The organism is Paenibacillus sp. NPDC058367 (assembly GCF_042723305.1).
Lineage (GTDB): Bacteria > Bacillota > Bacilli > Paenibacillales > Paenibacillaceae > Paenibacillus_AQ.
Genome location: NZ_JBHXIZ010000005.1, coordinates 266687 through 288860 on the forward strand (window position 1 = coordinate 266687; position 22174 = coordinate 288860).

Annotated in this window: 21 protein-coding genes; 16 read left to right on the forward strand and 5 right to left on the reverse strand. The window is 45.0% G+C overall.

The window, feature by feature from the left end; translation table 11 throughout:
• The first annotated feature begins 273 nt into the window (after window positions 1-273).
• The 9 genes from ACFWMP_RS24480 (at window position 274) to ACFWMP_RS24520 (ending at window position 8478) form a co-directional block, all read left to right on the forward strand.
• Complete coding sequence (locus tag ACFWMP_RS24480; RefSeq protein ID WP_231573462.1) at window positions 274-546, forward strand: metal-sensitive transcriptional regulator; 273 nt, start codon at window positions 274-276, stop codon at window positions 544-546.
• Between the two features lie 53 nt (window positions 547-599).
• Entirely contained in the window at window positions 600-800 is a 201-nt protein-coding gene (copZ, locus tag ACFWMP_RS24485; RefSeq protein WP_042184300.1) for a copper chaperone CopZ, read from the forward strand.
• Between the two features lie 113 nt (window positions 801-913).
• Window positions 914-3376 carry a heavy metal translocating P-type ATPase gene (locus tag ACFWMP_RS24490; protein ID WP_379424906.1) on the forward strand — a complete coding sequence of 821 codons (2463 nt, stop codon included), beginning with the start codon at window positions 914-916 and terminating at the stop codon, window positions 3374-3376.
• 31 nt (window positions 3377-3407) lie between these two features.
• Entirely contained in the window at window positions 3408-4160 is a 753-nt protein-coding gene (gene nfsA / locus ACFWMP_RS24495) for an oxygen-insensitive NADPH nitroreductase (protein ID WP_379424907.1), read from the forward strand.
• A gap of 194 nt (window positions 4161-4354) precedes the next feature.
• A complete protein-coding gene (locus ACFWMP_RS24500) occupies window positions 4355-5263 on the forward strand; it encodes an ABC transporter ATP-binding protein (protein WP_076285144.1) in 909 nt (302 codons plus the stop codon).
• 2 nt (window positions 5264-5265) lie between these two features.
• Window positions 5266-6000 carry an ABC transporter permease gene (locus ACFWMP_RS24505; protein ID WP_379424908.1) on the forward strand — a complete coding sequence of 245 codons (735 nt, stop codon included), beginning with the start codon at window positions 5266-5268 and terminating at the stop codon, window positions 5998-6000.
• 4 nt (window positions 6001-6004) lie between these two features.
• A complete protein-coding gene (locus ACFWMP_RS24510; RefSeq protein ID WP_379424909.1) occupies window positions 6005-7159 on the forward strand; it encodes a sensor histidine kinase in 1155 nt (384 codons plus the stop codon).
• On the forward strand, window positions 7156-7758 hold the full coding sequence (locus tag ACFWMP_RS24515) for a response regulator transcription factor (RefSeq protein ID WP_042184310.1): 603 nt from the start codon (window positions 7156-7158) through the stop codon (window positions 7756-7758). The genes ACFWMP_RS24510 and ACFWMP_RS24515 overlap by 4 nt, the downstream gene beginning before the upstream one ends.
• An 18-nt stretch (window positions 7759-7776) precedes the next feature.
• Window positions 7777-8478 carry a histidine phosphatase family protein gene (locus tag ACFWMP_RS24520; RefSeq protein ID WP_379424910.1) on the forward strand — a complete coding sequence of 234 codons (702 nt, stop codon included), beginning with the start codon at window positions 7777-7779 and terminating at the stop codon, window positions 8476-8478.
• Between the two features lie 108 nt (window positions 8479-8586).
• Here ACFWMP_RS24520 and infC read toward each other — a convergent pair whose 3' ends face one another.
• Window positions 8587-9105, reverse strand: a complete 519-nt coding sequence (infC, locus tag ACFWMP_RS24525) for a translation initiation factor IF-3 (protein WP_339244450.1) — start codon at window positions 9103-9105, stop codon at window positions 8587-8589.
• A 60-nt stretch (window positions 9106-9165) separates the two neighbouring features.
• On the reverse strand, window positions 9166-10071 hold the full coding sequence (locus ACFWMP_RS24530) for a LysR family transcriptional regulator (RefSeq protein ID WP_379424911.1): 906 nt from the start codon (window positions 10069-10071) through the stop codon (window positions 9166-9168).
• Window positions 10072-10181: 110 nt separating this feature from the next.
• Here ACFWMP_RS24530 and ACFWMP_RS24535 point away from each other — a divergent pair, with 110 nt between their 5' ends.
• The 3 genes from ACFWMP_RS24535 (at window position 10182) to ACFWMP_RS24545 (ending at window position 12560) form a co-directional block, all read left to right on the forward strand.
• Complete coding sequence (locus tag ACFWMP_RS24535) at window positions 10182-10586, forward strand: tautomerase family protein (protein ID WP_379424912.1); 405 nt, start codon at window positions 10182-10184, stop codon at window positions 10584-10586.
• 1 nt (window position 10587) lies between these two features.
• Window positions 10588-10917, forward strand: coding sequence for a carboxymuconolactone decarboxylase family protein (locus tag ACFWMP_RS24540; RefSeq protein ID WP_379424913.1), 330 nt, complete (start codon window positions 10588-10590; stop codon window positions 10915-10917).
• An 86-nt stretch (window positions 10918-11003) separates the two neighbouring features.
• Complete coding sequence (locus ACFWMP_RS24545; protein WP_379424914.1) at window positions 11004-12560, forward strand: sigma-70 family RNA polymerase sigma factor; 1557 nt, start codon at window positions 11004-11006, stop codon at window positions 12558-12560.
• Window positions 12561-12632: 72 nt separating this feature from the next.
• Here ACFWMP_RS24545 and ACFWMP_RS24550 read toward each other — a convergent pair whose 3' ends face one another.
• A complete protein-coding gene (locus ACFWMP_RS24550) occupies window positions 12633-13526 on the reverse strand; it encodes a helix-turn-helix transcriptional regulator (protein ID WP_379424915.1) in 894 nt (297 codons plus the stop codon).
• A 145-nt stretch (window positions 13527-13671) separates the two neighbouring features.
• Here ACFWMP_RS24550 and ACFWMP_RS24555 point away from each other — a divergent pair, with 145 nt between their 5' ends.
• From ACFWMP_RS24555 to ACFWMP_RS24565, 3 genes are all read left to right on the forward strand, one after another.
• On the forward strand, window positions 13672-15924 hold the full coding sequence (locus tag ACFWMP_RS24555; RefSeq protein ID WP_379424916.1) for a beta-L-arabinofuranosidase domain-containing protein: 2253 nt from the start codon (window positions 13672-13674) through the stop codon (window positions 15922-15924).
• Window positions 15925-16234: 310 nt separating this feature from the next.
• Entirely contained in the window at window positions 16235-17950 is a 1716-nt protein-coding gene (locus tag ACFWMP_RS24560) for an ABC transporter ATP-binding protein (protein ID WP_379424917.1), read from the forward strand.
• A 33-nt stretch (window positions 17951-17983) separates the two neighbouring features.
• Window positions 17984-18466: an NUDIX hydrolase gene (locus ACFWMP_RS24565; protein ID WP_379424918.1), complete on the forward strand. Its 483-nt coding sequence runs from the start codon at window positions 17984-17986 to the stop codon at window positions 18464-18466.
• 77 nt (window positions 18467-18543) lie between these two features.
• Here ACFWMP_RS24565 and ACFWMP_RS24570 read toward each other — a convergent pair whose 3' ends face one another.
• Window positions 18544-19119, reverse strand: a complete 576-nt coding sequence (locus tag ACFWMP_RS24570; RefSeq protein WP_339244459.1) for a TetR/AcrR family transcriptional regulator — start codon at window positions 19117-19119, stop codon at window positions 18544-18546.
• A 243-nt stretch (window positions 19120-19362) separates the two neighbouring features.
• Here ACFWMP_RS24570 and ACFWMP_RS24575 point away from each other — a divergent pair, with 243 nt between their 5' ends.
• A complete protein-coding gene (locus ACFWMP_RS24575; protein WP_379424974.1) occupies window positions 19363-20547 on the forward strand; it encodes an MFS transporter in 1185 nt (394 codons plus the stop codon).
• 442 nt (window positions 20548-20989) lie between these two features.
• Here ACFWMP_RS24575 and ACFWMP_RS24580 read toward each other — a convergent pair whose 3' ends face one another.
• Entirely contained in the window at window positions 20990-21886 is an 897-nt protein-coding gene (locus tag ACFWMP_RS24580) for a LysR family transcriptional regulator (protein WP_379424919.1), read from the reverse strand.
• Window positions 21887-22174 lie beyond the last annotated feature (288 nt).

The window sequence follows — 22174 nt, forward strand, 5'->3', positions numbered from 1 at the left end:
TTTTTTCAAATATAAGAAGTATAAGTTTCACACAATACTATATGTCTTATATTTCTCGCTTAAACGCTTACCGTCCTTATAAGGACACCGCAGGCGTTTAAGCTTGAAAAAATGGGATTTGGGGGAAAGGAAATAAAGAACGCCTCTTGACATACCCTACGGGGGTATATTATATTATTGGCAAGGAGGTTGATTCTTATGTCTACTAGTAAGCAAGAACAAACTGAGAAATCCTGCGAAGCTGACTGTCATTCTTCAGCATCTGGAGAACGAATGAGTCATCATTCGACAGATTTCAAAAATGGTTTGAATACTCGCCTCAACCGGATTGAAGGCCAGATCCGCGGGATAAAGGGTATGATAGAGCGGGATACTTATTGTGACGATGTGCTCAATCAGCTCGCAGCGGTTCAAGCGGCACTAAACGGTGTTGGTAAGATGCTGCTGGAAGGGCATATGAAGAGTTGTATTATTGAACGAATCGAAGCCGGTGAACATGAGGTTATCGATGAGCTGCTAATTACGGTTAACAAATTAATGAAATAATAAGCTAATGCTCCTTGAGCATGGCTTCATAACATTTACTGGAGGTAATTATAATGTCGAACGCTACATTAAACGTTGAAGGAATGTCTTGTGGTCACTGTGTCAACTCTGTAGAGAAGGCTGTAGGTAATCTTGGAGCTACTGCTAAAGTTGATCTTGCTGCTAAAAAAGTTTCCGTTGAGTATGATGAGAACAAGGTGAGCCTTGGAGCTATTAAAGAAGCTATTGAAGAGCAAGGGTATGATGTAGTTTAATTTGAAGCAAAGTAATAAGGCTTGGAGCTGTATGGGAATGCCATAAGCTCCAATGCCTTTTCTTTTTATAGAAATTATCATACTCTATAGGGGTATGAGGAGGCTTTGGAATCATGGATAAGTTAAAAATAACAGCTTCACCCAATGAACAGCAAGCGACCGTACAGATTACAGGCATGACCTGTTCTGCTTGTGCAGCTCGAATTGAGAAAGGTTTGTCCCGGATGGAGGGTGTTTCTCGCGCAAATGTAAATTTAGCCTTGGAACAAGCCACTGTCGGATTCGATCCTTCTGTATCAGGGTTACCACAAATTGAAGATAAAATCCGCGCTCTTGGTTATGATACCGTCAAAGAGACCGCGGATTTTGATATATCAGGCATGACCTGCGCTGCATGCTCGGCGCGGATCGAAAAAGTGTTGAGTCGTACGCCGGGGATCGCAGCAGTGAATGTGAATTTAGCGCTGGAAACGGCACATGTAGAATATACTCCCGGTAATATTAGTCCAAGAGAGATCATGGAGAAGGTAAGCAATATCGGATATAAAGCTACTCTTAAAGAAGACCGCAAGGATCATGTGGATCGTCGTGTACAGGAAATTCAGCATAAGAAGTGGAAGTGGATCATTTCTGCTATTCTTTCTTTCCCATTGTTATGGGCGATGGCAGGTCATTTCTCATTCACAAGCTGGATTCCAACACCGGAGTTATTTATGAATCCTTGGTTTCAGCTTGTTCTGGCGACCCCCGTACAGTTTATCATCGGTTGGCAGTTCTACGTAGGCGCGTATAAAGCACTTCGTAACGGAAGTGCCAATATGGATGTGTTGGTCGTACTGGGGACATCAGCAGCGTATTTCTACAGTCTTTATCTGACGATTGATTCATTAAGTATGAAGGGAATGAATCATACCGCCCCAATGTATTATGAGACGAGTGCTGTACTCATCACGCTCATCCTCGTTGGTAAATGGTTCGAGGCGCTAGCAAAAGGACGTTCCTCTGACGCCATTAAGAGCTTAATGGGGCTTCAGGCAAAGACGGCTCTCGTGATCCGCGATGGCAAGGAAATGAATATCTCTACAGATGAAGTGATTCCTGGTGATATTGTATTGGTGAAGCCCGGAACAAAGGTGCCGGTGGATGGCGAGGTAGTAGAGGGTTCCTCTTCTGTGGACGAGTCTATGTTGACCGGAGAAAGTATTCCTGTAGAGAAAAAACCTGGAGATACCGTTATCGGTGCTACATTAAATAAGAATGGGATCTTAAGAATCAAAGCCAACAAAGTAGGAAGAGACACTGCACTCGCTCAAATCATTAGAGTAGTGGAGGAGGCCCAAGGCTCCAAAGCGCCGATCCAGCGGATCGCGGATGTCATCTCAGGTATTTTTGTACCGATTGTTGTAGGCATTGCGATGATCACTTTCTTGGTCTGGTACTTCTGGGCAGCACCTGGTCAATTTGCCGATGCCCTTGAAAAAGCTATTGCGGTGCTCGTAATCGCCTGTCCATGTGCGTTAGGTCTTGCAACACCGACCTCCATTATGGCGGGATCGGGCCGCGCTGCGGAGCTGGGTATTCTGTTCAAGGGTGGTGAGCATTTAGAAGGCGCACAAGGGATTAAGATCGTTGTTTTGGATAAGACAGGTACGGTTACAAATGGTAAGCCCGTGCTGACTGATATCGTGACTACCACTGGAATTGCCGCTTATGGTAAAGAAAGTGCAGAGAATCGTCTATTAGCTTTAACTGCGGCAGCCGAGAAATTATCAGAACATCCGCTTGCGGAAGCAATCGTAGCAGGAGCCGCTGACAGAGGTTTGATCTTACCCACCGCTGAACAGTTTGATAATGTACCTGGACGGGGAATTATGGCTGTTGTCTCCGATCAACAAGTTAGGGTGGGTACACGGCGTATGATGGAAGATCATCAATTGGACATCACAGAGTGGACCCCAGTCATGAAGAGACTGGAAGAGGCAGGAAAGACAGCTATGCTTGTAGCGGTGGACGATGAGATTGCCGGGATTGTCGCTGTGGCGGATACGATTAAGCCAACCTCAAAAGCAGCTGTAGCTGCGCTTCATGCGATGGGCATAGAGGTCATTATGATTACAGGTGACAATAAAATCACCGCAGAAGCTATTGCGAAGCAAGCAGGTATTCGAAAAGTGTTAGCAGAGGTTCTACCAGAAGGCAAAGCGGAGGAAGTTCGTAAGCTGCAGCGGAATGGGACAAAGGTAGCTATGGTTGGGGATGGCATCAATGATGCTCCTGCACTGGCTACCGCAGATACGGGCATGGCGATTGGTACAGGGACGGATGTAGCAATGGAGGCTGCAGATATTACACTGATGCGGGGAGATCTGAAGAGCATACCCGATGCCATTATGATGAGCCGTAAAACGATGAGTAATATTAAGCAGAATTTGTTCTGGGCACTTGCATACAATACAATAGGTATACCGATTGCTGCACTCGGATTTCTGGCTCCATGGCTAGCTGGAGCTGCGATGGCATTCAGTTCTGTGTCCGTCGTCTTGAATGCACTTCGTTTGCAGCGGGTAAAGCTGTAAGAGAAACCTAACTATGTAAGGAGTGGCCGCTGTGCAAGAAAACAATGAGACAATATCTCTATTAATGAACCATGCATCTGTCCGCAAGTATCAGGATAAGCCAGTAAGTGAAGAGCAGCTTGCAGCTATTATTGAAGCAGGCCAAATGGCTTCGACTTCCAGCAGTGTACAAGCCTATAGTGTTATTGCAGTGACTGACCCGGCTCTAAAAGCAGAGCTTGCCGGATTAGCGGGTAATCAGGCTTATATAGAACAATGCCCAGTCTTCTTGGTCTGGTGCGCGGATCTGTATCGGTTGCGTGAGGTGACAAAACCTCATTTGCAGGGAGAGACATCGTATGAAGATTCTACGGAGAACCTTATTGTAGCTACCGTTGATGTTGCGCTTGCTGCTCAGAATGCTGCTGTGGCTGCGGAATCACTCGGGCTCGGGATTGTTTATATCGGCGGAATCCGTAACCGGATTGCGGAGGTTTCTGAGCTGCTTGGACTGCCCGAGCTGGTTTACCCGATATTTGGAATGTGTGTGGGCTACCCTGATGGAGCCTCAAGCCTGCGTCCGCGTCTGCCATTAGAGGCTGTTCTACATCGCAATCGCTACAATGCCGAAACCACAGTGGAGCAGGTCAAGACTTACGATAAAGTCTCTTCAGACTATATGCGTGAGCGGACTCATGGTGCCAAGGATACACCTTGGTCGGTGATTATGGCAGAACGGCTGGCACAGCCAGCGCGAATGCATATGAAGGAATTCCTGCTCGAAAAAGGATTCTTCAAGAGGTAATCTAGCGTTTTCGCTTAAAGAGGTTGCTCTATTCGTAGTTAATACTACGGATAGGGCAACCTCTTTTTCGTACCCTGAGGCATGAAGGTGACAGTTGTCATCTTAAAGAAATGACAGTCCATACTAATGTCAGGTCTCTTTTTTCCATATGATTGAAATAGATCAAACGCATTCGGAATCGGAGGGGTTACGAAATGGACAGTGTTATTGAGATGAATGGAGTTAGCAAATTATATAAGGATAAGAAAGCAGTAGATAATATCAGCTTCAACATTGCCAAGGGTTCGATTACAGCTATTCTTGGACCGAACGGAGCAGGCAAAACAACGGCATTGGGAATGTTATTGGGGCTATTAGAGCCCACTGAAGGTACAGTGAAAATATTTGGACAACATCCAAAAGATAAAATCGTACGTGAAAAGACCGGCGCGATGCTGCAAGAGGTCAGTGTGATGGATCGGCTGAAGGTTCGGGAGATCATTGCTCTGATCCGTAGCTATTATCCACAGCCGATGGATATGGAGTTTCTAATTAAAGCTACAGGGCTTGCGCCAGCGGATCTGAATAGATACGCCGAGAAGCTCTCGGGCGGTCAAAAGCGTAGTCTAGGCTTCGCGCTGGCCCTGGCTGGTGATCCAGAGCTGATCTTTTTCGATGAACCTACGGTTGGACTTGATATTACTTCCCGGCGGCGGTTCTGGGATACGGTTCGTGGACTTGCGGAGCAGGGCAAGACGATTGTGTTCACGACACATTACTTGCAGGAAGCTGAAGATATTGCGGATCGTATTCTGTTGTTTAGCAAAGGCCATTTAGTTGCAGACGGAAGTCCAGATGAGATTAAATCGCGGATTGTGAAGCGTTCGCTGTCCTTTTTGCCAATAGGTGATCGATCAAAATTACGCAGGAGCCTGCTGGAACTAACCGCTATTGAGGGTTGTTATGAAAAAGAGGGCCGAATTCATGTGACGACAGACGATACGGATGAAGCGCTGCGAGCGATTTTTGTTACTGGACTTCCCGTGAAGGATGTTCGTATAGATCAGGGACGTTTGGATGACGCTTTTGAACAATTGACCATGAACCAAGAGGAGGCTATCTAAAGATGAGATTAATTACTGTACAGTGTAAAGCCGAGATGCTGAGGATCGTCCGTAATCCTTATTACGTATTCTGGTCATTGCTCATGCCCATTATGTTCTACTTCATCTTCACCCGCGTGGTTAATACAGGTAACGATGACCCGACTTGGCGCGCTCACTACTTAATGTCGATGGCAACCTTTAGTGTAATGGGCTCTGCGATCATGACGCTTGGCATTCGTTTGGTGCAAGAACGAACACAAGGCTGGACTACCTTTATTCGGATTACCCCGCTACCGGGTTCCGTCTATTTCTTCGGAAAAATGTTCGGGCAAACGATGATGCATCTGTTTTCGGTCATTTGTATTTTTGCCGCAGGATATTTAATCAACGGTGTCTCCTTATCTGCGGGTCAATGGGTGCTTAGTGGGCTTTGGATCCTGATCGGTTCCCTTCCATTTTTGGCGATTGGTACGCTTGTGGGTGCTATGAAACGGGTAGATACGGCTAGTGGAGTCAGTAACGTGATTTATATGGCGCTTGCTGTAGCGGGGGGCATGTGGATGCCAATTGAGATTTTACCACGTTTAATGCAGAAGATTGGTCATTGGTTACCTTCTTATAACTATGGAAATGGGGCGTGGGAGATTGTACGTGGTTCAGCCCCGCATTGGAGTAATGTCTTGATTTTGCTCGGATATTTGGTAGTTTTTATGTTACTATCGGTTTATATTCGAAAAAAACAGGAAGCGGTGTAAAGTAATGACTGAGCGTGGAAAGTTCCAGTTATTTCCGAGAAGTCAGGGGTTTTTCCCTTATGTATGGGCTGTATATCTGATTTTGCCCATCCTGAATTTGCGCGGGGAGACTGGAGTGAAGCTCATTCTAGGTGGGATTATGATAGCGGTGTTTGCCATCAGCTATCGCCAGCTGTATTGGGTTCGGGGTGGCGTGTTTAATGTTTGGTTAACGACTCAAATGGTGATCATCGTGGTGCTTAGCTTGTTCTATACGCCCTTTAATCTGTATATGGGCTTTTTCACCGTGAATTTTATAGCTTATTATACGGAGAATAAAGGGTTTAAAATTGCATTTACTTCTTTTGTGGTCATGGTACTTTCGGTGCTGGTCTTAGTAGGCCGTGAGTTGGAATGGGTTAGTATTATGTTCTTAGTCCCGTTTATCGTTATTATGCTGATTATGCCATTCGGCGTAAGATCCATGCATCAACATCAGAAGCTGGAGAAAGAGCTAGATCAAGCTAATGAGGTGATTAAAGAGTTGGTGAAGCGTGAGGAACGCATGAGAATCGCTCGTGATTTGCATGATACCCTCGGGCATACGCTGTCCTTAATTACATTAAAAAGCCAACTCGTAGAGAAGCTGGTGACCAAAAATACGGAGCGAGCCCAAGAGGAAGCGCGGGAAATTCAGCGTACTTCGCGGGCTGCGCTCCGACAGGTACGTGAGCTAGTGTCGGAAATGCGTGCGATCTCAGTAGCAGAAGAACTGGCAGAAACCGGGGAGATGCTGCGCACGGCGGAGATTGCCTTGGAAGTGGAAGGGGATATCTCGCTAGAGGGAGTATCCGATCTGACGCAAAATATTCTCAGCCTCTGTATCAAAGAAGCAGTGACTAACATTGTGAAGCATAGTAGAGCGGATAAATGCTTCATCGGGGTGGTAAAGACCGCCGGAGAAGTTCGAGTTACCGTTAAAGATAACGGAATTGGCCTCCAGAACGGTGAGAGATGTAATGGTGGGCTTAGTGATGGAAATGGTATGAAGGGGATGGCGGAACGTCTATCCCTGATTGATGGCTCTCTGTCGCTAAGCTCAGAAGAAGGTCAGGGAACTACGCTGATCGTTATGATCCCTCTAATCGTTAAGGAAGCAACAGGAGGTGAGAGTGCATGATAACCATCGTTATAGCGGAGGATCAACGTCTGCTTCGGGGAGCGATGGCATCGCTGCTGGATCTTGAGGATGATATCGAAGTCGTCGGAGAGGCTTGTGATGGAGCTGAGGCGTTAGCTTTAATCGACAGGCTTCAGCCGGATGTATGTCTCATGGACATTGAAATGCCGTTCAAGAGTGGGCTGGAGGTTGCAGAAATATTGCGGAGTAAAGGTTGTCCGACTCGAATTATCATCTTGACTACCTTTGCCCGTCCGGGCTATTTCGAGCGTGGAGTGAAGGCTGGTATACAAGGGTATTTGTTGAAGGACGAGCCTGTAGATAAGCTGGCTGAATCTATTCGCCGTGTCATGGCTGGACATCGGGAGGTATCCCCCGAGTTAGTTTTTGGTAGCCTGCGGGAAGAGAATCCACTAACAGCACGGGAACGAGAGATTTTAAAGCTGGCTGGTGAAGGGCAAACGGCGGCGGAGATCGCTTTTTCGCTACATCTTTCTTATGGAACTGTTCGCAATTATATTTCAGAAATACTCAATAAGCTGGAAGTGAAAAGTCGAATTGAGGCGGTAAGACTGGCAGAGGAAAAAGGCTGGATTTGAGGGGAGCAGGGCATTATTATGCAAATATTTCTGATTCGTCATGGTGACCCGGACTATTCCATAGATGGTCTAACAGAATTCGGGCATCAGGAAGCAGCAGCACTAGGAAAACGCATGGCATCTATCGGTCTGGATGAACTATATGCTTCACCACTGGGTAGAGCACAGACAACAGCCAGTTATGTGGCCAAAGAGACGGGACTTGTAATTCAGACAGAACCTTGGACTTGTGAACTGGATTGGACAGAGATTATGTTAGATGGGCAATTGTCGTCTATTTGGGATAGCCCCGGAGAACATATTAGCGAACTATCGAGTGGAAAGAGAGTATGGTCTGATGAAACAGATCATTGGTTAAAGCAAGAGGAATACAGATTGCGGTTCAGCGAATTACAAGCGGCTTCAGATCAATTCTTACTCCGACACCATTATAAAAGAGAAGATGGCCTGTATCGGATCCTTGAGCCTTCTACCAAGAAGATTGGAGTAGTATGCCATGGTGGCTTTGGTCTCGCATGGCTAGCTCATTTATTACAGATTCCTTTAGCTTTGGCTTGGTCCGTATTTTGGTTAGCGCCAAGCTCGGTAACGACGATCTTGTTTGAAGAGCGTAGCGAGCACTTTGCGGTTCCTAGATGTATTGGACTAGGAGATGTCTCCCACCTTTATGCTGGCGGCATGAACTATCGCCCGAGGGGATTAATGGGCAATCATGTTTAAAGTGAATGCTTAAGAGTGAGTAAGAACATTGCCTATGAAGTGAAAGGCCATCCCACAGAGGATGGCCTTTTTACTAGCTCTATTTGATCGGAGCGAATAGGCCACTCTTCACCGTGGATTTAATTTCACCTGTGAACCTTTGCCGCCTGTCTGGATGCCAGTGTCCTTCGTTCCAACTTCCTTCAAGTCAGTCACTAGTCGCTCCAATACGGCCTTGGAGGCAGCCGCTTCTTTGGCGCCGGATGCCTTCACGACTAATTGCACCGGCTTGCCGGAGCGGAGATGCTTCTCAGCCTGACGGAGCTTCGTATCGTAGTCATGCTCTTCAATATGAGCCGTGAAGCGGAGCTCTTTGACCTTCTCCTTGCTGCCGCCCTTTACTGCTGAGCCACCACTAGCCTTGCGTGCTGAGGCTGCTTCTTTCTGCGCGGCCGCTTTTGCTTTGCCCTTTGCAGTTAGGCTGCAGGGCGGTGGGCTGCTCATTAGTGAGGTACATACCAGATCAGCACCTGCTGAACGAGCCATGGCCAGCGCCTCTTCTCTGGACACAATCCCCAGCTTCTCACCTCTAAGTCCAGTAAGTACTACTTCGGATGCTCTAATTTGTTCGTTAATTAATACAGCCACTTGGGTGAATCCTCCCTGAGAACAATGATATAGCTATCATATATGGAACTAGCTTGAGGTTCAAATGTGGAGCGTAGGATTAGCGTTACTAATCCTCTCAATTTCTTCTTTTATGATTTGTAGGATTAGTTTTTTAGATGATGTTGCTAGATATTCTCGGTTGCGCCGCTGTAATATACCCACTTGAATGAACGGCTCGCTTAGTTCAACATCTATTTTTACGATATCTGTCATTAATGCTGTCGAATCAAGCACTACCCCCACCCCAGGGTTCTTTCTTACAAAATGAGGAATAGCAGAAATTTGGTTTATGGTTGATAAAGTGGGCTTTGATTCGAATCTCGAAAATTGCTTAGCTAACCGAAGGTAATATAAGCAAGTGCGTCCTCCAGCTATAATTGGATATTCAAGAATTTCTCGAAATGAAATATCGTCTCGTCCGCTTAAAGGATGATTTTCATCTACTATAAAAGCGATTTTCTCGTGATAGAGGAGTTCGAAATAAAAGAAAGACAGGTCGGACGGCTCACCGCAGATGGCGAAATCCAGTTCACTTTGTAGAACAAGTTGTGAGAGCGAATCAGTGTTACCCTGAATGAAGTTACATGCCATTTTTGGTTTTTGCTCCTGAAACTTTCGCAAGGCGTTCGGTAGGACGGATTCCATCATGGATTCAATGCCTCCGATATGAAGTGTGCCAATTTCGTCATTCTGTAAAGCTTTGGTGAGTTCTGATACATAGTTCCAATGTTGAATAAGGTTATCGATTTCCGCTGCAAAAACTTGCCCAGCACTTGTCAGTTCTACTTCCCAGCCTCTGTGAAAGAGTTGTATGCCCAGTTCTTTTTCAAGTCGTTGAATTTGGTTGGTAATGGTAGACTGCGCATAATTCAACTTCTCGGCAGCGCGTGAGAAAGTGCCTTCTTGAAGAATGGTCTTAAAAGCCATCAGTTCTTTTAGATCCATCGACTGTCACCTCTATCGGTATAATTGATTAAGATTATTATCTTATTCAATTATATAAATCGAAATACTGAGAGTACAATAAAAGAATTCCAAAGAAGGAGTGAATTAAAATGCCATTCATTAGAGTCAGTTATCTGGAGCAACATTATGACATTCATCAGCTAGAAGGAATATGTAGAGCGATTATGAGCGCGTTAATTCAGCATTTCCATGTACCGGAGGATGATCTGTTTCAGGTTTTTCATGCGCATAAAGCGGGGGAATTTTTTTATAGTAAAGATTATTTAAATATTGAACGAAGCGACGGACTGATATATATCCAAGTTACGCTAAAATCAGGAAGATCGACGGAGCAGAAAACAAGCTTTTACGCGATGTTAGCCGAGGAATTATCGATGACGCTAAGCATCAGAAAAGAAGATATATTCATTGTGCTCGTCGATACGGAATTCGAAGATTGGTCGTTTGGTAACGGTGTTGCTCAAATGCTACAACCTCCGGTTAGGGAGGTGTAATATGGCGCATCGGAAAATCGTCACAAATGTACGGGAATCGTTAGGGGAGTTCGCTCCAGCATTCGTCGACTACTCGGAAAATGTGTTATTTGGGGACTTATGGAGACGGGAGCAATTATCACTTCGGGATCGTAGCATGATTACGATTTCTGCTTTGGTGATGGGGGGCATGACGGAACAACTCCCCTATCATTTGCGCTTGGCTTTAGAGAACGGCTTACAACTTGAAGAAATCGTGGAGGCCATCACTCACCTTTCTTTTTATGCAGGTTGGCCGCGAGCCTCTTCAGCTTTAGAGATTGCAAAGGATGTAATAGGGGAAAATAAATAACATCTGACTTTTTTAATCACATCCGTAACCTTTGGGGACTTCATTGGCACTTGTATATAATACGGAAGAAGGGAGCGAGCGAAGGTATGCTTCAGTATATTGAAGAGGCAGGGCGAGGAGATCGTCAAGCTTTTGAACAGATCGTTAGGCATTTTACACCAATGGCGAATGCAGTTGCGTATGAAAAGCTCCACGATTACCAATTAGCGGAGGATGCTGTGCAAGAAGCTTTCACAGAAGCCTTTTTGCATTTGAATAAATTACGAGCAGTAGAGGCATTCCCGGGCTGGTTTAAAGCTATTGTGGTGCGGCAATGTTATCGTATCTTGCGAAGAAAGCAGCATCCTGCATTACCCTACGATGAAGCTGCGCAAGCGACAGAATCTTCATTTAGTGTGGCGGACATTATTGAGAAAAAAGAAGCGCGGCGACTGCTTCACGAGTCTATAGCTGCATTGACATCCAATATGCGGATCGCCGTTCAATTATATTATTTTCAGGGATATTCCCTTCAAGAGATTGCTGACTTTCTGGGGACTTCAGTCCCGGTATTGAAGAAACGACTCTTTGATGCCCGCCGCAAACTGAAAGGTGCATTGCCTGTGGCAGATGTTCTTTCCGTATTCAACCATTTGTACGAAGGGGGAAAAGATGTGCTTCACATTGTAAATGGAGATGTAGTGGGAGAGAAGCTGCGGCAAGGAATCGTGAAAGGTGATGTACTAGTGTGGAGAGAGGTATATTCGCATGGGCCGGTCTTTTTAGAGCCTGCGGAACAGAATAACCGCTTAGTAAGAGCGCATTATTTAGAACAAACGATGGGGATTCCGCAGAAGGAATTTATACAGAGTAGTAAGGAACAGGAAAAGATCTTAGCTGATTTTCATAAATATGATGAAGTTGTATTATGGTTCGAGCATGATCTATTCGATCAGACGATGCTGTGCTATTTGCTCCATTGGTTCTCGAAGCAGAAGAAGGGATCCACGAAGCTGAGTTTATTGTGCATTGGAGAATATCCTGGCATTGAGCTGTTTCGAGGACTTGGACAACTATCTGTAGAGCAAATGGAGACTTTATCAGGAACGTGGAAGTTAATCGGCGACAAGGAGCTAAAGGTAGGCCAAGAACTCTGGGAAGCCTATGTATCACCGAATCCAGAATCATTACAACAGCTACTAACTAAGGATACGTCCGCATTGCCATTTGCATATGACGCCTTCATAGCGCATTTATCTCGGTTCCCATCGACCTCTAATGGACTTGGTATTGTTGAACAGATGACTCTGGAGATGATTCATGCTGGAATTAACTCCCCTTACGGGTTGTTCAAAAATGTGGGAGATAAACTTCATATCTTAGGCATGGGTGATCTGCAATATTGGCATATTCTAAGACAGATGGCACAAGATCCATATCCGTTACTGCAAACCTATGGGTTCAATGATTTTCCTGGTTATAACGATCCAGTAATGCCATTCAAAGACTGCGAGCTTGCATTAACCGAGCTAGGCAAAAGTGTATTGGGTGGAAATGAAGACTGGGTTCAGAAAAAAGGAATCGATGAATGGTATGGAGGGGTGCATCTGCAAGGATCAACTCCACGCTGGCGATGGAATTCTTCTTCGCAAACGATTCAATAATATAAAGATTGTAAGTTAGAGAAGGGGCTGTCTCAAAAGTAGTGAATGCTACTTAGAGGTAGCTTCTTTTCTTCAATCATTATTCATAAACGTCTTATGATAGGCGTTACGATATTGGGTCGGTGTCATGTTTTCGTATTTTCGGAAGAGGCGCATGAAATATTTATCGTCGGTGAACCCCGTCTCTGTCGCGATTTCCCTCACGCTGAGGGCGGTTCTGGTTAGCAGCTCCTTCGCTTTAGTCACACGTACGGAATGAATATACTCCAAGGGTCCCATCGAGGTATGCTGTTTAAATAGCCGGGCTAAATAATCCTTGTTGTAATTGAATTTCTCCGCGATGATTGCCACCGTAAGAGGTTCGCTTGCATGTATTCTTGTCCACTCGGCTATTTTTACAAAGGTGACATCTTGCTGCGCACGGATTAGCTTACTGGCGAACGGCTGAAGTGCATGCTCAGATAGCTCAATTAAGAGTGAGGTCAACAAATAATTAACACTGGAATAGGTCAAATATCCCGAGTTGGCTACATGGAGGATTTGATTCGCCAGAATATGAATCCGGTCACTGTGCTCGATCTTTATGAACTGTGGTAGATATAGATCATGTACGGACCATAAGCGCTGTGTGCGCGAAAAGATTTTTTCCGCCTCAGGCTTCATTTCCTCCTCACTCAGCAATACCCCCTCGCTTTTCAGCTCGAAATGAAACCAATAAAACTTAACCCCGGGTCGTGATTCTCTATAGCCGACATGCGTGCGATTAGGCATAAGCAAAAGAGCTTCATCAGGGCCTACTTCGAAGCTTTTGGTCTCCTCATTTAAATAAACCGTTTCATTCACGCCTATGATTAGCTCATAATTGCCCATTGCACGTTCTACATGCTTCCATGGCGTTTCTGAGATGAATTCACCTGCCGCAGTAAAATGAACAGGTATATCTGCATTTATTTTCAAATAGGTCATGCGGTCCTCCTAGCAATTAATAAGTCGGATTTGTCCACCATTTGTATGGCTGATCTACCGACAAATCAAGGTTCCGATGTTATCTTATGGATACAAATATACACTTGTCATATCACCCTGACAAGATTGCGAGGGAGCGATTTCATTGAAGACGCAAGCTTTTGATTTGCAGAATGTACGCATTGATTCAGGTCCACTTCTCCATGCGATGGAGTTAAATACGGATTATTTACTCAAGCTTGAGGCAGATCGGCTTCTGTCGCGTTTTCGCCAATATGCTGGCTTAGAGCCTAAGGCTGCTCACTATGAAGGCTGGGAATCTCAAGGCATTAGCGGCCATACGCTAGGCCATTATATCTCTGGATGTGCGTTAATGTATGCCTCGACAGGGAATGGAGAGCTGCTCACCCGCGTGAATTATGTAGTAGACGAATTGGAGGATTGTCAGGATGCGCATGGTAATGGCTTCATTTCCGGGATTCCTCGTGGCAAAGAGCTCTTTGAGGAAGTGAAGGTAGGCGACATTCGCTCACAGGGCTTTGACCTCAACGGTGGCTGGGTACCGCTGTACACGATGCATAAGCTGTTTGCGGGTCTTCGTGATGCTTATCGATTGGCCGGAAATCAGAAGGCGCTCGTTATTGAAACGAAGCTTGGGCTGTGGCTTGAAGATATTTTTGCACGACTGAATAAAGATCAGATCCAAGAGGTACTGCGTTGTGAATTCGGCGGCATGAATGAAGTCCTCACAGATTTGGCAGAGGATTCTGGCGATGACCGTTTCCTCACCTTAGCCGAAAGCTTTTACCATGGAGAAGTCCTTAATGATCTTGCCGAAGAAAAAGACACATTAGCAGGAAGACACGCCAATACTCAGATTCCGAAGATTATTGGAGCGGCAAGACAGTATGAGGTAACGGGACAGGAGCATTATGCAGGTATCTCTCGCTTCTTCTGGGATCGGGTTGTGAATCATCATTCTTACGTGATTGGCGGCAACAGCTATAATGAGCATTTTGGCGAACCGGATAAGCTGAACGACCGATTGGGAGAGGGGTCATGTGAGACGTGTAACACCTACAACATGCTGAAGCTGACCAAGCATATGTTCCAGTGGGATGGTTATGCCGCATATGCAGATTACTACGAACGTGCGATGTATAACCATATCCTTGCTTCACAGGAGCCGGTAGATGGACGTGTGTGTTACTTTGTATCCCTCGAAATGGGTGGGCATAAGTCGTTCAACTCCCAGTTTGAGAGCTTTACATGCTGTGTAGGATCAGGTATGGAAAGCCATTCTATGTACGGATCGGCAATATACTTCCATAGTGAAGATGAGCTATATGTCAATCAGTACGTACCTTCAACAGTGACTTGGAAAGAGCAAGGTATTAGTTTGAAGCAAGAGACCAAGTTCCCTGAGGAGGGACAAGGCACCTTATGTATCAGCACGGAGAAACCAACTAAATTCACATTGAAGCTAAGATACCCTTACTGGGCAGAGCAAGGCATGAGCGTTAAAGTAAATGGTGAAGACATTCAAGTGAATGTGGGCAAATCCAGCTACCTAGCTTTGGATAGAGTATGGCAGGATGGAGACGTTGTCGAATATGATATTCCGATGTCGGTAAGAATCGAGTCCATGCCGGATAATCCAAACCGAATTGCATTCCTCTATGGACCGCTTGTGCTTGCAGGTGATTTTGGACCTATAAATGCTGAGCTAGGCAGTGATCGCGCCCTTGCTTCTGTATTAATCGGAGATCGCGAGACGCTAACGGACAGCCTGATTCAATCTAACGTTAGCAAAAATGTGTTCCGGATGAAAGGTTTAGGATATGCAGGAGACCATGAGCTTCGTCCATTCTACCCTATGCATGATCATCGTTATTCTGTGTATTGGGATTTGTTTACGCCGGAGGAATGGAAGCTGATAGAAGTTGAATATCGCGAAGCCGTGGAGAATAACTTGCTGCTTGAACAGCTAACCGTCGATTCGGTACAACCTGCTGAAATGCAACCTGAACGTGACCATAACTTCGAAGGAGAGTATGTAGGCTTAGGCAAAATCTACAACCGCAAGTATCGCGATAGCTGGATCAATGGCTGGTTTTCCTTCACGATGGAAGTCTTGCCAGAGGAGCAAGTGGATCTGGTGGTAACGTATTTGAAGTCCAACGATACTTCGGTGGCTTTCGATATTACGGCAGATGGGGAACAACTTGGGCTAGGCGTCCTTGAGTCTGAAGAGATGAACAAGCTGGAGACCATTCGTTACGAGCTTCCGCAGACGATCACGAGGAGCAAATCAGCGGTTACGATCAAGTTCGCTTCACATGAAGGACATAAGGTGGGCCAAGTGGCAGGTCTACGTATCGTCAAACGTAATTCTTGAAATATATGGATTAGAGAATTATAATAGGAACAATTCTTTTAATTGGGGTGAAATGGATGTCTTTCCGTATCGTTCGAAGTAACTAGTTATCGGGCTGGGTCAAACGCGTACCAGCTATCAAGGGGGGAGTCTACCCTTTTGATTACATTAACTAGAGCTTTGAACGGTGCCATAGGCAGCTTTTTGTATAGAGCCAGGCACTTAACCTATTTAACTTTGAGAACCGTTTAATTGTGGATGGTTTTTTACAGTTGGATGGTGGGGTTGCCTGGCTTTTTTGCATTCAATTAAAAGATAGGGGATTAACGATATGTTGAAAAAGAGTCTAGCTCACCTGAAATGGTGGATATGCGGTTATATTTTATTGGGTTTTACTATTCAACTGCTGAGTAGTTTAGGCATTGTAGTGTTTCAAAAAATATTAGACAAGGTCACGGTGATCAACAGCTTTGGTGAGCTATTTAATTTAATCTTGGTGTACGGCCTTTTGCTGGCTGGGGTGGTGATCCTAAATTATGTGGATGAATACCCTAGTGTGTATTTATCGAACAGTATAACGGAGAGGTTAAAGATACTTGCACTATCTAAAATATCCAAAATCGACTATCAAGCCTATCAGGATATGGGCACAGGTCAGATGATTAAAGTGATCGAGAATGGAGCAGCGGCTGGAAACAGCATGATTTTCTCCTTTTTCCTCAAAACATTACATGAGTTATTGCCCACTCTTCTGTTCAGTCTTATCTTTATCAGTTTCTATGATTTAAGGATCATGGTAGTGATTGCTGCTGGCTATGTGGTCGTCTTTTTGATAACGAATCTGCTGTTGAAATTTCTGTATGCGAGGAAGGCGGCCATTCTACAGGAACAAGAAAAGATGTCCAGATTCTCTATCCGTGGATTTATGGAATTAGTCGTCTTCCGAACGAACAAAAGATATGAGAAAGAGATCGATAAATTAAGCCAGACTGCACGCACTATCATTCAAAAAAATGCTCAGTTACAAATGATCCATGAAGCTTTTTTCGCGATATTCGAGTTGTTTGTCACGATTATTAAAGTCGTTGTTTTAATTTACGGTGTGAAAAGCATTGTCGCAGGTGAGACGTCACTTGGTGTTGTGGTCGCTTTGTTTATGTTTATTGATAAGATTTATTCGCCGATTGCTATCTTCAATGTCCTCTTTGTAGATTACAGACTGAATAGAGTGACCTACAAGAGATTTGAAGAGTTTATTCATGCCCCAGAAGATAAGAATCTAGAACGAGGAGAAGTTATCACTGAGATCCACGGTAATATTGAATTTAGGGATGTATCTTTTAACTATGGTAATGTGGGAATTCTGAACAACCTGAGTTTTTCCGTTGGGCGAGGAACGTCCGTTGCTATTGTCGGATTAAGTGGGGGCGGGAAATCAACTCTGATTAAGTTAATCGTAGGCTTATTAAAAAAGGACAAAGGTGAACTCTTATTGGATGGTAAGGATATCGATGAGATCCATCTGGATAGCTACTATGATCATATCTCTTACTTATCACAAGACACGCCGATTTTTGACGCTACGATTAGGGACAATATTATATTTGATGAGCATTCCTTGTCCGATGAAGAGTTGTATGAGATTTTGGAAAAGGTTCATCTGCAGGAAAAGGTAAGCCAATTACCGGATCGTTTAGATACTTTGGTAGGTGAAAAAGGGGTTAAATTATCAGGCGGGGAGAGACAGCGATTAGCTTTTGCCAGAATCATTGCTCAGAAAAGAAACATTCTAATTCTAGATGAACCTGTTTCTGCACTTGATAATATCACGGAGCAAAGTCTCATGGAGACGATTTTACAGGAATTTAAGGATAAAACCATCGTTATTGTTGCCCACCGACTAAATTTTATAAAAGACGTTGATAAGATACTGGTAGTGGACCAAGGCTCGGTCGTGGGTGAAGGAAAGTTTGATGATTTAATAGAGCATTGCGAAGCTTTTAAAGCGTTATGGAATAGAAAAATATCGTTTACAAATGCTGATTAAATTGTTAACCTCTTTTAAAAAGAGGTGCAGTCTATGGCTTGGCCAACACATATTGTAGCGGCAGGTGGATTCGCAGAAAATGAACAAGGAGATGTCCTTTTAGTAAAGACGCATGATGGTGGATGGGTATTTCCTGGTGGACAAGTAGAGGTCGGAGAGAACCTGGTGGATGCATTAATTCGAGAGATTAAAGAGGAAAGTGGAATAGATGTCACGGTATCTCTATTGATTGGTGTGTATTCCAATACAGGCATTCATAAATGGTATGACGGTGTAACCGATGTTCCTACTAAGGTCATGTTTGATTTTATCTGCAAGCCCGTGGGTGGGGAATTATGTACCTCGGAGGAAACCTCTGAAGTGATGTGGGTGGCAAAAGAGAAAGTGCTTGATTGGATTACACAACCGGCTATTCGTACCCGCTATCAAGCTTATTTGGATTACGATGGGAATACGAGGTATATGGATTATGTAACTGGAGACACGTTTGAAGTTAATTTGGATCGAACTGTGTAAATATAAGTGATAGGCCATCCTGCAAAGGATGGCTTTTTAAAATATATAAAAGTATAAGTTTCACGCGCCAAAGGCGTTTATGCTTTGATGCCCTCAAAGGCAGAGGTGATCATATATTTCACAAAAGCTTCGTCTAGCTCATCCCCTGTGATCAAAAGCCGATAAAATATCGGTCCATAGAGCAGATCAATCGTGATCCCAATATCCAGATCCGCTTTTAATTGGCCCCGGGTCACTCCACGCTCCAACAACTGTCGTGCCTCTTGGCGGCGGGGAGCGAAAAACCTCGCACGATAGGCCTCAGCAAGGCCGGCATCAAATTGACCTTCGCCGATCAACTCGGTAATGATCTTTCCTTCTCGGCTGCGAAGAAAATTAGCCAGGTTTGTGGCATGCATCATAATATCGTCCATGACCGAACCGGTGTCCGGCACTGGCAATCTTGCGGATGCTGCAGAGAGGTAGCCGTCCATGACCACAGCTGCTTTGTTGGGCCACCATTTATAAATGGTCGCTTTGCTTACCTTAGCCCGTTCGGCAATTTTCTCTACGGTCACCGCCCCAAATCCGGTCTCCAGCAATAGATCATACGATGCTGCCAGAATAGAAGCCTCGGCTTCGCTATTGCGCGGCCGTCCTCTTTTTTTATCCATCAGAGATCCCTCCCGATTAATCTATCCTTTATTTAACTTGCGATCTAAAAAGAAACTATACGTTCATTATACAAAAGGTTATGTGAAGTAGCCAATCGCCTATTTACAAAACTGAACGTTCAGTATATATTTAAATTAATTAATGAACGGTACGTTCAGTATTTATAATCGAAGGGTGGAGATCTTATGAATCAAGGAAGACGAATGAATCCTGTAAGTTCAGGAAGTCCAGTGAATTCAGCGATGGAGCATGCGGAAGGAAAGACGATCCCTGGATGGATTACATTTCTTTTAGCGGCCTCCTGCGGACTAATTGTGGCCAATCTGTATTACGCCCAAACCCTGATCGGACAGATCGCCCAAGCTACGCAGCTTTCTTCTGGGGCAGCGGGTCTGATTGTAACTTTGACCCAGGTAGGATACGTTCTTGGACTTTTGTTCGTAGTACCGCTTAGCGATATTATTGAGAATCGCCGCCTGACAGTGGTGTCGCTGGCTGTGGTGGTGGTATCACTGGTAGCAGCCACACTAGCTCCGAATGCAGCGATCTTTTTGGGAGCATCCCTGTTCATTGGTCTCGGTTCCGTAGCTGCCCAGATTCTTGTGCCGTATGCGTCTTTTCTGGCTGCTGAAGAGCAGCGCGGCCGGGTGGTCGGTAATGTAATGAGTGGGCTGCTGCTCGGTATTATGTTCGCCCGGCCACTGGCCAGCTTTGTCTCTGGATTGTGGGGTTGGCATGCGATTTATGCCATATCCGCCGTAGTGATTACCTTATTAACACTTCTATTGTCCCGTGTGCTGCCGCAGCGCCAACCTGTGCCTACAATGAATTATGGCGGATTGATCCGTTCTCTAGGTACTTTACTGAAGAGTACGCCAGTGTTACGCCGCCGGGCGATTTATCAGGCTAGCCTGTTTGGAGCTTTCAGCCTGTTCTGGACGACGGTCTCTTTGCATCTGGCCGATACGTATCATTTAAGTCAGCAAGGCATTGCCTTGTTTGCGCTGGCCGGAGTGGCTGGGGCTATCGCTTCTCCCATCGCTGGGAGATTGGCTGACCGGGGCTGGACCCGGCCGTTGACCGGACTTGCGTTTGTGCTGGCAGCTGTGGCTTTTCTTCTTGCTTACTTGTTTCAGAATGATTCAAGAGTGACGCTCGGATTGCTGGTTGCAGCAGCTATTATGCTGGATATGGGGGTATCGGGTAATCTGGTGCTTGGACAAAGGGCAATTTATTCCCTTGGCAACGAGGCGAGAGGACGTTTAAACGGATTATTTATGGCGATATTTTTTGTAGGCGGAGCCGTTGGCTCTTCACTAGGCGGCTGGGCATATGCGTACGGAGGCTGGAGTCTGACCAGCTTGATTGGTCTGGCGCTGCCGATCTTGGCCTTCTTGTACTATTTAACGGAGAAGAAGCAAGCGTAAGGCGTTCCAATAAAGCCGGTACTTACAAGGACTGCTCTCCGGGCTGGATATAGTCAGCCTAAAGAGCAGTCTTTTTTACGTAAATATAGGATGGCTCGAGGACATAATCATCACAGTGTTGCTCAAAATGTGATGATTGACTAATTAGTAACTATATCGGTGGATAAACCTGCAAAAGTACATCTTTTTATAATACTTGAAGAGCTGAAGCACTTATTCCTGCGAATCTGCGGTTATTTTTGCGCTAGAAGAAGCTTTCAAGCCGTTTGTGAGGATATTTCCTGTACATTTGCAGTTTTTGGTCTGCATGATGAGGATGCCTGTACAAAAAGCTGCACTATTGCAGGTTTTCACTAATCCAGCGAGAGGTATGCAGCGAAAAGTAGGCTCCAGGATGCTTCCTTCCTGCCTCGATTCCGATAAGCCTCCCTAAACATTAATGCTACATCGTATAAGGATTTTGGCGAATCATTTGAATAAGGTTTGCCGCCGAGGCGGATAACGGTTCATTTTTTCGCGTACAGATCGCAATGCTGTTCTTCAGATGTATGCCTTCAACATAAACTCGGCATAACTCTCCACGTTCAACATATTCGCGAACAACGAGTGAAGAGACGAAGTTAGCGCCATACCCGGCGATAACGGCTTGGATCGCTTCATGAAGTCCATTAAACTGCAAAGAGATCGTGGGAGCTGGCGTATTATATGTACGGCATAACGATAATAATCTCTCTCTCGTCGAACTCCCTTCCTCACGCATGACAAAGGGCTCCTTCATCATTTCGGATAAAGAAATTCGCTGATGTGCATAGGGGTGATGGGGTGCGACCACAAACCATAACTCATCCTGAAATAACTCTTCTGTCCGGATCGTATCTGGATAGGCCTCGGTAATCCCTCCGTAAATCGCCATATCCACGTCTACATTTAACAGCTGCTTCAGGGCATCGCTTGAATTGGTGGTAGTAATCACCATTTCCACTTGCTCATATTGTTGCTTGAACTTTGCGATCCAGGTAGGGATAAGGAAATGAGCGGGCAAATACGTCGCGGCTAGACGAATACTTCCATTCGTGCCGTTTACGTAATCTTGAGCAAATTGTTCGATCTGCTGTTCAACGGCGAACAGTCTTTTCGCGAGTAGGGCAAGCTCTTCACCTGCATCCGTTAAAGCAATTCCTCTACCTTGAGGCTTAAATAGGGTGAAGGATATTTCCTTTTCGAATTTCTTGATCTGAGCCGTAATCGCAGGCTGACTGATATTTAAAGTTTCGGAGGCGCGTGTCACACTTCCTGTCGATGCGATTACATGGAATAAGCGCAAGGCGTGTAGATTCATGGTTAAGCTCCTATCTGCTATCGTTTAATTCATATATTTAATATATAGTTTAGTTTTAAAGATATATTATATTTATGATTATAACTGATTTACAATACAGGTATAAAGTTGAAGTTGAAGTTGAATATGAACTTGAAGTTGAATATGAACTTATATTTTGGACTTAAATCTTTAGTTAGGGAAAGGAGTAACGAAGAGGAGGTTTGGAACTGTAGGAGCGTTAGCGACCGCCTTTGTCTTTGGATTTCACCCACTATCAATTAGTAAATTAAAGAAATCTGAAGACAA